Annotated in this window: 10 protein-coding genes; 5 read left to right on the forward strand and 5 right to left on the reverse strand. The window is 55.1% G+C overall.

Annotated elements, in window-relative coordinates; genetic code table 11:
* Positions 1 to 351: 351 nt before the first annotated feature.
* The 3 genes from otsB to RBH33_RS17120 are packed head-to-tail and all read left to right on the forward strand — an operon-like array spanning position 352 to position 4,259.
* Entirely contained in the window at positions 352 to 1,068 is a 717-nt protein-coding gene (gene otsB / locus RBH33_RS17110) for a trehalose-phosphatase (protein WP_306733440.1), read from the forward strand.
* A 3-nt stretch (positions 1,069 to 1,071) separates the two neighbouring features.
* Positions 1,072 to 2,877, forward strand: a complete 1,806-nt coding sequence (locus RBH33_RS17115; protein WP_306733441.1) for a glycoside hydrolase family 15 protein — start codon at positions 1,072 to 1,074, stop codon at positions 2,875 to 2,877.
* Positions 2,874 to 4,259 (forward strand): alpha,alpha-trehalose-phosphate synthase (UDP-forming), encoded by a 1,386-nt coding sequence (locus tag RBH33_RS17120; RefSeq protein WP_306733442.1) that lies wholly within the window; start codon positions 2,874 to 2,876, stop codon positions 4,257 to 4,259. The genes RBH33_RS17115 and RBH33_RS17120 overlap by 4 nt, the downstream gene beginning before the upstream one ends.
* A 5-nt stretch (positions 4,260 to 4,264) precedes the next feature.
* Here the strand turns inward: RBH33_RS17120 and RBH33_RS17125 are convergent, their stop codons facing one another.
* From RBH33_RS17125 to RBH33_RS17135, 3 genes are all read right to left on the reverse strand, one after another.
* The gene (locus RBH33_RS17125) at positions 4,265 to 4,591 is read right to left on the reverse strand and encodes a YqcC family protein (RefSeq protein ID WP_306733443.1); all 327 of its coding nucleotides are present in this window, start codon (positions 4,589 to 4,591) and stop codon (positions 4,265 to 4,267) included.
* A gap of 11 nt (positions 4,592 to 4,602) precedes the next feature.
* A complete protein-coding gene (dinG, locus tag RBH33_RS17130) occupies positions 4,603 to 6,726 on the reverse strand; it encodes an ATP-dependent DNA helicase DinG (protein WP_306733444.1) in 2,124 nt (707 codons plus the stop codon).
* A gap of 111 nt (positions 6,727 to 6,837) precedes the next feature.
* Positions 6,838 to 8,016, reverse strand: a complete 1,179-nt coding sequence (locus tag RBH33_RS17135) for a 1-acyl-sn-glycerol-3-phosphate acyltransferase (RefSeq protein ID WP_306733445.1) — start codon at positions 8,014 to 8,016, stop codon at positions 6,838 to 6,840.
* Positions 8,017 to 8,294: 278 nt separating this feature from the next.
* Between RBH33_RS17135 and RBH33_RS17140 the strand changes: the two genes are divergently transcribed.
* Positions 8,295 to 9,581 carry a diguanylate cyclase domain-containing protein gene (locus RBH33_RS17140; RefSeq protein ID WP_306733446.1) on the forward strand — a complete coding sequence of 429 codons (1,287 nt, stop codon included), beginning with the start codon at positions 8,295 to 8,297 and terminating at the stop codon, positions 9,579 to 9,581.
* Here the strand turns inward: RBH33_RS17140 and RBH33_RS17145 are convergent, their stop codons facing one another.
* On the reverse strand, positions 9,582 to 10,598 hold the full coding sequence (locus RBH33_RS17145) for an aspartate carbamoyltransferase (protein WP_306733447.1): 1,017 nt from the start codon (positions 10,596 to 10,598) through the stop codon (positions 9,582 to 9,584).
* Positions 10,599 to 10,799: 201 nt separating this feature from the next.
* Here RBH33_RS17145 and RBH33_RS17150 point away from each other — a divergent pair, with 201 nt between their 5' ends.
* Positions 10,800 to 11,705, forward strand: a complete 906-nt coding sequence (locus tag RBH33_RS17150) for a DUF2971 domain-containing protein (protein ID WP_306733448.1) — start codon at positions 10,800 to 10,802, stop codon at positions 11,703 to 11,705.
* Between the two features lie 4 nt (positions 11,706 to 11,709).
* Here RBH33_RS17150 and RBH33_RS17155 read toward each other — a convergent pair whose 3' ends face one another.
* Positions 11,710 to 12,882 carry a glycerol-3-phosphate dehydrogenase/oxidase gene (locus tag RBH33_RS17155; protein ID WP_306733449.1) on the reverse strand — a complete coding sequence of 391 codons (1,173 nt, stop codon included), beginning with the start codon at positions 12,880 to 12,882 and terminating at the stop codon, positions 11,710 to 11,712.

A 12,882-nucleotide genomic window follows, 5' to 3' on the forward strand; every position in this document is an offset into this window, starting at 1 on the left:
CCCCGGGCCATTGCTGGTACGGGTTTTTTTGTAGGGCTTTATCCGTCACCTCCGCGTACGCGGAGGTCCATAGTCCGGCGAGCTGAACCTACGCGTCCACTGTTAGCGAGTCTGACTTAATGTGGCCTTACCGACCTGTTAGGTGCCAAGTGATTTTCGGTATTGGCTTGGGGTCTGCCCAACTTCCTTTGACTTTTGGTGCTGACTCTCAATACGGGTAAGCCTTCTTTCCCTCAGTTCTTATCTAACCCTCAACTCTGTCTTGGGGACGTCCACAGGCCGATTTTTTCGGGCTGGGTACCGTTGTGTTATAGTTTTATCAATCCCTGACGTACCACGCACTGAGTTGTTATGCATCTGAACAATAAAGAAAGCGCGCTTTTCCTCGATTTTGACGGTACTTTAGTCGATTTTGCGGCTACACCCGAGGGCGTTGTGGTTTCTGAGGCACTGCGTGGCTTGCTGGAGGACCTGTGGGTCCAGTTTGGTGGTGCGCTGGCGTTGGTGTCCGGGCGTTCCATCGATTCGCTGGACAGTCTGCTTAACTTGCCCCAACTTCCAGTCGCTGGCGGGCACGGTGCGGAGTGGCGCTGGCCAGGTGGAACGCGTTCAAGCTTGGAGATTGATAGCCTCGATTTTGCTGCGGCCATTGATAAGCTGCGCGCGTTTGCAGATGCCCAGGGCTTGTTGATGGAAGATAAATCGCATTCGGTGGCTCTGCATTTTCGGCAAAAGCCGGAACTGGAGAACGCTATCGATCATTTTATACGCGAGCAAATCAGCGAGCTTCAAGGTCTGAGGGTGATCTACGGAAACTGCGTACGAGAAGTACAGCCCTTGGGTGTTGATAAAGGTGTCGCAGTGGCTCGCTTTATGCAGGAACTGCCGTATCGAAATCGGATCCCATGCTACCTTGGAGACGATACCACCGATGAAGACGCCTTTGCCTGGGTCAATGCCAACCAGGGGGTTTCCATCAAGGTGGGGGATGGAGCCAGCTGCGCAACTCACCGGCTTGCGGATACCGCTGAAGTCTTGAATTTTTTAAGAAGTTTGTTGAGGAACTGAAGTATGACGATACCAGAGCGCAATTTGGAGTTGGCCCTGATTGGAAACTGCACCATCGGAGCGCTCGTAGATCAAAAGGCTGAAATTGTTTGGTGCTGCATGCCCCGGTTTGACGCCGATCCCATATTCAGCTCGTTGCTTAAAACCGACTCCCCTGAAGAAATTACAGGCACGTTTGCGATTGATATAGAAAACTTCAGTCACAGCGAACAGAAGTACGAGAAGAACACGGCCTTATTGAAAACCACCCTTTACGATCACGCGGGTAATGGCGTGGAAGTCATTGATTTCATACCGCGTTTCATGCAATACGGTCGCACATACCGGCCCACGATGATTATACGCAAGTTGGTGCCCTTGGGGTCTCCTAAAGTGCGTGTGCGTATGCGCCCCGCCTACAACGATGGGGCAAAGTCGTATCAGAAGGTGCAAGGCAGTAACCACATTCGATTGGTCGCGGACGAAAAGCCATCGATGCGTCTTACGTCCACCTTGTCGGTGACTGCCATTATGGACGAACGCTCCTACGTTCTGGATGGCGAGCATTACCTGATACTCGGGGACGATGAGTCCATTCAGGAGTCGATCTACCATTTGGGCGAGCGTTTTTTGCATGAAACCGAACGGTACTGGCTCGAATGGACCCGTTACCTGGCCATTCCGTTTGAATGGCAGGACGCCGTGATTCGAGCCGCCATTACTTTGAAGCTCAGTGCTTTTGAGGATACAGGCGCAATTATTGCCGCTATGACTACTTCGATTCCTGAAGCGGAACACACTGAACGCAACTGGGATTATCGTTTTTGTTGGTTGCGCGACAGCTTCTTCACGGTTCACGCCCTGAACCGCTTGGGCGCAACTCGAACCATGGAGCAATACCTCCAGTACCTTGTGAATATAGTCGCGTCTATGGACGAGGAGCCGCTCCAGCCAGTATTTTGTATAAATGGTTCCAAGGAAATGCCAGAGCGAATCGCAACGGCGTTCCAAGGTTATCGAGGTATGGGGCCAGTGCGCATAGGTAATCAGGCGGCAGAACAAGTGCAGCACGATGTCTATGGAGCCGTCGTGCTATCGGCAACTCAGATGTTCTTTGATGAACGCATTCGCCGCAAGGGTGATATGCCCTTGTTCAAATTACTTGAGCGGGTTGGTGAGAAGGCTTTAGCGCTTTACGATCAACCCGACGCCGGGCTATGGGAGTTGCGGGGCCGGCAGCACGTGCACACGTTTTCGAGCATGATGTGTTGGGCTGCCGCCGATCGGTTAGCAAAAATTGCTGGCAAAATGAAACTGCATGACCGGCAGGTGTATTGGTGTGAATCTGCGAAACGAATTCGTGAGGCCATCGAAAAACACGGCTTTAACAAACAGTTAAATAGTTACACGGCAACCTGGGGCGGTGACACCATGGACGCCAGTTTGCTGATGGCTTGTGAGCTGGGCTACATTGATGGTACCGATCCGCAGTTTCTCGGCACCATTCGAGCGGTGGAACGAGTACTTAAGCCCTCGACCAGCCGATATTTGTTTCGCTACGTGGTGGAGGACGACTTCGGTTCTCCTGAGAATGCTTTTACCATTTGTTCATTTTGGTATATTGATGCTCTTGCGGCTGCCGGGCGCACAGAAGAAGCTCGGGAGTTGTTCGAGGATTTGCTAGGAAGGCGCAATGCTTTGGGCTTATTGTCCGAGGATATCAACCCGCAAACGGGTGAGCTATGGGGCAATTTCCCGCAAACCTACAGTATGGTTGGCATCATCAACAGCGCCAGGGTGTTAAGTAAATCGTGGGAGTCTGCTTTATGAGTCGATTGGTCGTGGTGTCAAACCGCGTGGCGAAAATGGATAGTTCCAATACCGGATCGCAGGGAGGCTTAGCAGTCGGCGTTATGGCGGCCATGGGCAAAGCGGGAGGCTTGTGGTTTGGGTGGAGCGGCAAGGTCGAAAACCGGGACGACATAGAGCCAAAAATAGAGACGCAGGGAAATATTGATTACGCCACGGTTAGCTTAAAAACGGCCGAGTACAATTTGTACTACAAAGGGTTTGCCAACAGCGTTCTCTGGCCATTGTTTCATCAGCGACCGGATTTGATGATGTACGATGCCAACGACTATCGCGGGTACTTGGAAGTTAACGAAAAAATTGCCAAGCACCTCCTGCCGTTGCTGCGACCCGATGACACCATTTGGATACACGATTACCACCTCATACCTCTGGGTAAAATGCTGCGCGACGCGGGCGTGACGTCTCCCATCGGGTTTTTTCTGCATACCCCTTTTCCGCCGCTGGACTTACTGCGTACCGTTCCTGATTACAAGGACATTCTCCTTTCATTGATGTCTTACGATTTGGTCGGCTTTCAAACTCAAGCCGACTATCGCGGTTTTTACATGAGCGTTACCTATGGCTTAAAGGGGAAGGCGCTGCCTGGTGATCGTTATGAATACCAGGGCTATTCGTGTACGGCGGGGGTGTATCCCATCAGCATTGAAACCGATGCTCTGCGCGGCGTGGGAAAAACGGGTGAGGCGTCGGAAGAGTTTAAGCGGCTGCACTATAGCCTTGCAGATCGGCAATTGATCATCGGTGTAGACCGGCTGGATTACTCTAAGGGACTTGAACAGCGGCTGCTGGCCTACGAGCGGTTGTTGAGAAAGTACCCGGAGTTTTTGCGTAGCGCGGTCTATTTGCAAATCGCCCCGACGTCTCGCGGCGACGTAGAAGCTTATAAGGATCTGGCTAAGAAAATTGATCGGCATGTGGGGCATATTGTTGGCACCTATGCAGATTTTGACTGGGTGCCGCTGCGCTATTTGAATAGGGGCTTCCGGCGTAACACTATTCTCGCCATGTACAACCTCGCTAGCGTGGGCTATGTGACACCGTTGCGCGACGGTATGAATTTGGTTGCCAAGGAGTATGTGGCGGCTCAGAACCCCGATGATCCGGGAGTGTTGGTGCTTTCGGAGATGGCTGGCGCCGCCGCAGAATTGGACGCGGCAGTGCACGTAAATCCTTACGATATCGAGGGAATTACCCAGGGGCTGAACAAGGCTCTGAAAATGCCGAAGGAAGAGCGCAAAGAACGCTGGCAGAGCATGATGGATGTGTTAAAGCGTAGGGATATCCACTACTGGCAAGAAAGCTTTTTAAAAGACTTGTCGGCGGCGCCTCACGGGGATTAAGACGATCACTTGTGGCTGAGCAGTTGATCGATTTCCTGTAGTTGATTGACCAGTTGATCGCTGTTGACGGATAAAGGCCGAAAGTATTCCTCCGCCATGGGTGCGACGCCGCAGTCTACCGGTAAGCTCGACCGGTGTTCCACCAATTGGTACAAGCGCGGAATAAAAATGAACTGTAACCACTGCGGAAATCGCAAGGTATCCACTGCGAATGGCTGGCTACTGGCCAGAGCCTCCCGCGAAGGTGACTGACTCTCCCAAAGCTCCAGGGATCGCATTTCCCTTTCCAATTCAAACAAAGCTTCTGCAACGACTAAATGACGGTTGGTCATAACTTGCTCACTCACTCGATGATGCGTGTAAAGGGTGGCAGCGAATTCAGTATGGCTTTACCGTAGCGCTTGGTCACGATACGCCTATCCAATAGAGTAATTTTCCCTCGATCAGTTTCACTGCGTAACAGACGGCCGCAGGCCTGCACCAGTTTCAGAGCCGCGTCCGGCACAGTAATTTCCATGAATGCATTGCGGCCTCGAGCCTCCACCCATTCCGCCAGCGACGCTTCAATAGGGTCGTCCGGCACCGAAAACGGCAGTTTGGCAATCACTACATGTCGGCAGTAGTCACCGGGTAGATCAACGCCCTCGGCGAAACTGGCTAACCCAAAAAGGACACTGCCTTCACCGATATCTACCTGCTTGCGGTGCTGACTCAGCATTTCTTGTTTGCTGAGGGCTCCTTGTACCAATATGCGTTCGCGCCAGTCTTTGGGTAATTGCTCATAGACATCCAGCATTTGTCGGCGCGAGGAAAACAACACTAAGCTCCCTTCGTCAGGATCCAGTAGCTCGGGTAGAGCGTCAATGACTGCGCAGGTGTGGGCGACAGCGTCCCCGGCTTCTATCGCTTGTGCGGGTACATGCAAGGTGGCACGGCTAAAATCAAACGGGCTGGGCATTTGGCAATAAGCGCTCTCAGCGGGTGTGCCGGCGCGCATGCGAAAACCGTCGAATTTTCCCAGAGCGGCCAGAGTCGCGGAGGTAACCACCGCTCCGCAGCAATGTTGCCACAGGCTCTGCTCCAAGGTCCGCGCCGCCAGAATTGGGCTCGAGCAGACTTCGATATCGATACTGCCACCCATTTCCACGGGCGTCAGCCAGCGGGCCTTGGGTACCGCTTTGTCGCTGTCGGGAACGGCATAGCTGTTCCAGAGTTCTCGGTTTGCTTCCGCTCGTGCCTGCCAGGTCCCCAGTACGGGGTAATGGTTTTCCAGATCCACTTTGGGTACCGAGCAGTGAGGGTCTTCCAACGCCTGAGTGAGTTCACTCAACATCTTGTCCAGCAGGCCAGACAAACGGTCAAAACCCCTCGCCAGCTCCACGGCCATAAGAGTCATTGCATCGGGCACTACACCGCCGGCAAAGCGATAGTGGGACTGACGGGGATCCAGCACCACCTCCTGTGCCAAAGCGTCCAGGGCCGGGTAAATCTGGTCTACCCGTTGCTTGCAATCGGTCAGCGCGGCGGGCAACTGTTCGGCGTATCGGTCGATGTCACCCGCGCCACTGATGTGGCTGAGTAGGGTGCCCAGGTGTTTATTGCACTGATTTAGCCAAGTGCCCGTAGCGATGATGCGACTATGATAAGAAAAGTGATTGAGCGCCTTGGCCGGAAGTTGGTGGCCTTCGTCAAAAACGTAAATGGCGTCGGCTGGTGCGGGCAGTATGGCTCCGCCCCCCAAGGCGAGATCGGCCAGCACCAAGTCGTGATTGGTGACAATGCAATCCATGCTGTCCAGGGATTCTCTCGCCCGGAAAAACGTACAACTGGAGACATTGGAGCAACGCCGGCCAGTACATTGTCGGTGATCTGTCGTAACGGGTTGCCATTCCACCTGCTCAAGACCACCGGGCCAGCTGTCGCGCTCACCGTCCCAGCGGTTAGCCGCCAGCGCGTCCACCATGGACTCGTAGAGCTTCACCGCCTGGGTATCTATTTGCGGGCGCTCGTCTTCGTATAGTGCGCGGTTCGGGTCCAGGCCGCTCTGTACTTCCGTTAACAGATTGTCCAGCTTGGTCAGGCACAAGTAACGGCCGCGGCCTTTGGCGAGGGCATAGCTGAATGATAGCTCGCTGTGTTGGCGCAGATCGGGCAGATCCTTGTGAATAATTTGCTCCTGGAGCGCTACAGTGGCGGTGGAGACAACAAGCTTTTTACCCAGAGCCTTGGCCACCACCAGGGCTGGTAACAGGTAAGCCACGGTCTTACCGGTACCGGTGCCGGCTTCCACGACGCATACCTGCCCCTGACTTTCGCGCACGCCTTCGTCGTCCAGCTTGATACTGCCGAGAGTCTTGGCAATCTCGGCAATCATCAGTTTTTGCCCATAGCGGGCCTTTAGCCCCTTATTATTCAAGAACTGTGTGTAGGCGTGCTGAATTTCTTTCTTGAGCGAATCGCTTAACATAGGGCCGATGCTTAGGTTGCGTGGCAGTGCTAGTTAAATAGACCGTTTTTATCTATTCGCTTGGTTGCCTTGGGCTGCAGGCGCCCGCGCAACGCCTAAAGCCGAGCAATGTTAATTGCCCGGCTCAATGGGATTCTTTACCAACTTGGCATTCACTGGGTTGGCGTACATCTCCAACGCGATGTGCCGGTGTTCGTCCGGAATTGCCGCCATGCGCTGACTGAACTGAGCCTGCTCATCGGGCAGTTCAGATGGATCGAAAGGGGTTTGCCGGTCTGAATAGAGTACCTGCGGTGGTTCGCCATGTATCATTTGCCAAGCGAAGCAATTGCTGGCGTGTAGAACATAATTGTTGCGAATTTGGCGATCCAATTCCGCCACTACGGCGTCGTTGTCCGGATAGTCGCCCTGCAACGGTTCGCCGAAGGCGACATGTACGTGACCTTTTTGTCCGGCAATGCCCATGGCGATGCTTTTAACATCCTCATGCTGGGCTTTTTGATAACCACCACTAAAGCGTTGCTGATAAAGCTCCCGGGCTTTGGCAGCATCGCAGGGGTCCCACTGGTAGGAAATCGATACAGGCACGATATTCAGTTGCCGGATGTACTCAGCGAAATTTTGATTCTTGGCGCGGTTGAGGGAAAACATTCCCACCACGGCGGAATTGGTCTTATCCAGGCCGTCTTTCGCACGTCCCTCCCGTTGAGCAATCCAGATGTTGGCTTGGTCGTGGGTGATGGAATGATGAATGTAAGCGGAAAGCTTCTTGGCGGCTTTCAGCTTTTCCCGGGGAGCCTTGGCCGAGCGATTGACCACGAAACTTTTGTTCAAACGCATTAGATCTGACACGTAGGGCTTGGTCAGCAGGTTGTCACCAATGGCAATGCGCAGGGTATGGAAGCCGGCGTGATGAATCGTCCAATTGACGAAGGCCGGGTCCATGGCTATATCCCGGTGATTACTGACAAACAAATAGGCACCGTTGGCGTCCAGCCGTTCCAGCCCTGACGTGGTCAAACGGCTGGTGGTTTCCTCGATCATCCGAGCCAAGTAATGCTTAACGACAGTTTGGAAGTCGAGGATCGTCTCTACCCCTGTCGTTTGCCGACGCAAGTACCGACTGACCAGCGGGCGCAGCAGCCAACCCATTGGTTTGGCGGCTCGCGGAAACCTGAGTTGCGTTACTGCGTGCAACAACTCTTGGTCGTTGAGCAGGCGCTCCAACGTGGGTCTAACTTCGTCGTCGTTGTAGGGACGGATATCGTCAAAAACTTCGCTTGAAACCATGAAACAGAGTCACCGGATACAGTGGTCGGATTGGGGTACCGAAGGGTGGGAGAGATCCCAAAAATAGCCGCACAAGATACCGAAAATGGCCTCAGAATGCTACTCTACAGTATGTAGGCTGCTCTTTCGTGGTGCGCCCGCAAAACGATGCCGTAGATGGGCCATCGACCCAGTGGCCTTAACCCTATAATATGCGGCCCCGGGCTCAAGAGCGAGAGCGCCGCCCAGGCTCCAAACAATAACAATACCGCGATTCGCGGGGGCTATTGAAAGCTGCTATGAAAATTCTCCTGGTCGAAGACAGTGCCACCCTGCGCCACGCCATGTGTCAGTACATCCGCGAGGCGGGTCACGAGCCGCTGGTCGCCCAAAGTGGTGAGGCGGCATTGCAAATGCTGGAAGACACCCCGGTTGACCTCATCATTATGGACGTGGAAATGCCCGGGCTGGACGGGTTTGAGACTACCCGCTTAATACGTGAGTGGTTGGGTGGCCATTGGGTTCCCATCATCTTTCTCACGGGTAAAAACGAAGACTACAGCTACCGGGAGGGCATAGAGGCCGGTGGCGATGATTATTTGATCAAGCCCATCAGCCCGGTCATTATCAAGGCCAAAATCCGCGCTATGGCTCGGATTGCGGAGATGCGCGATCAACTTAAGCAGCTTAACGCCGAACTGGCAGTTTTAAGTCAATTGGACAGCCTTACCCAGATCCTGAACCGTCGTACTTTTAACGAGCAGGCTGAGCACGAATGGCTGCTGGCAGTGCGCCATCAAAGCCCCACCAGCGTCTTGATGATCGACGTGGACCACTTCAAGCCCTACAACGACCACTATGGGCATCCTGCAGGGGATGAGTGTCTGAAGCGGGTTACGGAAGCCATGAAGAAGTGTCTGCATCGGCCGTCCGATTTATTGGGTCGCTATGGTGGAGAAGAATTTATTGCTCTTTTGCCAAACACCGACAGTGCCGGGGCTGAGCGGGTGGGCGAGTGCATTAATCAAAGCGTGCGCGCTCTGGCGTTGGAGCACAAAAACTCTCCGACTGCCTCCGTGGTCACCGTGAGCGTTGGTGGGGCCACCTGCAATTACACCACCGGCCACAAGCTGGAGGATGTCATCAAAAGTGCCGACCGCGCCCTCTACAAAGTCAAAAACAGTGGCCGGGATTCTTGTCGGGTAGAAGATCTGGCATCACACAGAACGCTGTTGATTGCCGCCCGCAGCGCCAATCAATTGTTCCGTACAGCCGAGCTGCTTCAGGAGGATTGCAATATCGTCACGGCGGACAGCAGCGACGAATGCCTGGAGATTGCCGAGAATGTGCACCCGGATTTGATTGTTTTGGACGCGGACGCGGCCTTTCACAATGACAACTACCTGTGCAGGCAATTGGCTCAACGATCAGCGACCGCGATGATCCCATTGTTGGTGTTGACCGACAGCGACAAGCCCGAGCAACTCTTGAACGCGTCGGCCCCCCGACCGCGCACCCTGGCGTGGCTACAAAAACCCTTTACCAAAGAAAGCCTGCGCGCCAAGGTGCAAATTCTGTTGGGTTGATTAAAGGGTGCGCAAAGAGTTGTACCAGTTCACGTCGCGCGCCTCTTTGTGTACCTGATCAACCACATCCAGTACCAGGCTGAATAACGCCATTCTCACCAATACGCCGTTGTCCGTTTGGCGAAAGATTGCCAGATTAGGGTTTTGATTCAGGTCGTTATCCAGCTCGTTGGCATTGGCGCGGGAGTCGCGGGGCAGGGGGTGCATAATGACCGTATTCGGCTCGCAATACTGCGTGTAAATGGCTTGATTCAAGCGGAAGCGGCCTCGGTAAATGTCGGCCTCTTCCTGACTGGCAAAGCGCTCCTCCTGGATGCGGGTGGAGTAGGCGATGTCCACCCGGGAGATACTTTGAGGTAGATCCTCGGTAATGCTCACGGAATGGCCGACTGCACGCATCTCCTCTACGATCGGTTCGGGCATGGCCAATTCTGGGGGAGACACCAGAGTGACCTGAATATTTTCGAACAGACACAGCAGCTTGCACAGGGAGTGGACAGTACGGCCATACTTGAGATCACCGATCATGGCGATACGCAGCCCGTCGATGCCCCGTCCCTTGGAACCCAGCTCCTTGCGGATGGTGTACAAATCCAATAACGCCTGGCTGGGGTGCTCGTTGGCGCCGTCACCGCCATTGATGACCGGTACCCGGCTGGCCTCTGCAAACTCCGCCACTGAGCCGGAGTCTGGGTGGCGCATGCAGATCACGTCACTGAAGCCTGACAGAACCCGCGCGGTGTCGTGCAGGGATTCCCCTTTGGCCAGGGCCGAACTCTCAAAACCAGTGGTTTCGCGAACTTCGCCACCGAGGAGATTGAAGGCACAGCCAAAACTGATGCGCGTCCGAGTGCTGGGCTCAAAAAACATATTGCCCAGGATGGCGCCTTCCAAGACGCGTGTTACCTTGCGCCGCAACGCATAAGGGGCCATGGAGTCGGCCACTTCGAACACGCGCTCGATATCGGCGCGCTGGAACTGTTGGATGGACAGTATGTGGGAGCCAGTAAAATTCACGGGTGTTTCCTTAGTGATAGCGCGAAAGGCCGCCATGAACGGCGTGGGTGCTGGACCCAGGCGGCGCTCTGGTCTAATCTTCACGTCGCCGGGAAAAGACCGCCAGTATACCGATTTACCCAGGGGTTCAAAAAGCCATATTCCGGCCGATAACAAAAAGTGAGCCGGAACCCCATTACTGTCGACACCTAAGGAACCACCGTGCCCGAGCATCCAGATACTTTGGCCAAATATTGCACTGCCGATACCGCCGAGAAAATTCTCAGCGGCCGGGCATTGCGTTGGCACGGCCCCCATTTACTGGGCGACCCTTTTGAATTGACCCACCAGAGCCCACTGGGGTTCGATCCATCTACCCTGCTCGATGGCGTTATCCGTACCGCAAGCGCCATGATTTTCGCCCGGGAGCTGCCACGCAGCAATTCGCCCCTGGTGGCGGTTATTCGCCGCTGGCGGGACGAGGAGCGCTTTAACTCCCCGGAAGAGGCTGAGGAGGTGCTGAAAGAGCTGATGGGTCGCATGGTGGACCAGCGTCAGGGTGCCATTGATGAGCTGATGGCCGACTGGCGGTCGTTTACCCGGCAACTGCGTATCTGTGCCTTTGGGGCCAAGGTGGACAACCTGGCATCCTGGCAGCGCTATGCCGATAATCACCGCGGTGCTGTAATTCGTTTTCGTTGCGGTGAATATTCGGCGCTTACGGACCCCCGTCCGGTTCAATACCAAAACACTCGGCCGGAAATCACCACCGTCAAGGAACAGCTCAACGCCATTCTTCACAATGAAGCGGTTACCGCGCGGGACCACTTCTTGGACAAGTTTTTGGTCAAACCAGCACAGGCCAGTGCGGAGCAGGAGTGGCGCTGCTTCCGCCACGCCGTGAATGAAGCGAGCAGCAAACAGAGCGACGACCGCCGTTGGTACGACGATCATCCGTTCGAGCGCAGTGAGGTCAGTGGGGTCTATTTCGGGGCTTTCATGGCCATTGAGCACAAGCAAAAATTGCTGGCCATCGTGAAAGAGCATTACGCCGACGCCAAGCTTTTCCAAGCCGAGCCCGTACCGGGTAAGTACGAAATTGAATTTGTCCGTATTAAGAAAAACTAGCCGGCTAGCGCGGTGGAGTCAGCGGTATTTCAGTCGTGCTGGCGATGGCCGGGCGTTTCGGTAACGAGGGTGCCAGCCGCGCCATGGCCTGCTCTGCGGTAGCGCGATAGGTGGTTAGCTTACCCCCCATCAAAGACAGCAGGCGCGGCTGTTCAGGATTGTCTGTGTGGAACAGCACTTCTCGCGAGCGCCCGAAGGCACTTTGCTCCGACCGGGGCAAAACCCGTAAACCCGCAAAACTGTCGATCTCCCCCACCGGCGGAATCTCCAAGGTGGGAAAGTATTGGCACAAGGTTTCCAGCAAATAATCTCTCTCACGGTCCAGACAGTGAGCGTCTTCGGGTGCTCCCGCGTGGGGGGTTTCCGTCGTGCCCAACAGTAAACGCCCCTCCCAGGGCAGCGCGAACACCGCGCGTCTATCCTGAGGCGCTTCCAAATAGAACCGGTGTTTGAGCAGGGGCGGGAGCAATAAATGGCTACCCTGCACCAGTTCCACGGCCGGACTAGGCTGCTGGGGGGTGACCCGGGCCAGCGTTTGAGTGACCCAAGGGCCGCTGCAGTTTACCAGCACGCGGCTGCGCACAGATCGGCTTTGGCCGCTCTGTCGATACTCGATTTCACAGCCTTCGGCGTGCAGTTGGGCGCCGATAAACTCGGCGGGAATTCGCACGTCTGCCCCCAGTGATTGGGCTGAAGCCAGTACCGCCGCCGTGAGTAGAGCGTCGTTGGTTTGCGCTTCGTAGTAGCGAAACACCTGCCGCAGCCCCTGGGTTTTCAGTCCATCCAGTTCGGCCCAATCGCGTCGAGATACCCGTGAAAAGTTTGCTTCGGAGCTGAGGCCGGCCAGTATTTTATACAGCCAAAGGCCAGAGTAGATAGTGGCAGGGGAGCGACTGCTGTCGTGATAAATAGGAATGTGCAGGGGTTGTAGTCGGACCAGTTCGGGAGCCAGCTTGAGCAGCAGCGCACGCTCGCGCAGACTCTCGCGCACCAGGGAAAGCTGCCCAGACTCCAGGTAGCGCAGTCCCCCGTGGATCAACTTGGACGAGGCGCGGGAAGTGCCCGCCGCGATGGCTGACTGCTCCAGAACCAGCACCGAATAACCTGCCGCCGCCGCAGCCTGGGCCACTCCGGCGCCCTGGATTCCCGCCCCGATTATCACTAGGTCGTAAGACAT

Source organism: Marinimicrobium hydrolyticum (assembly GCF_030848505.1).
GTDB lineage: Bacteria > Pseudomonadota > Gammaproteobacteria > Pseudomonadales > Cellvibrionaceae > JAVDDU01.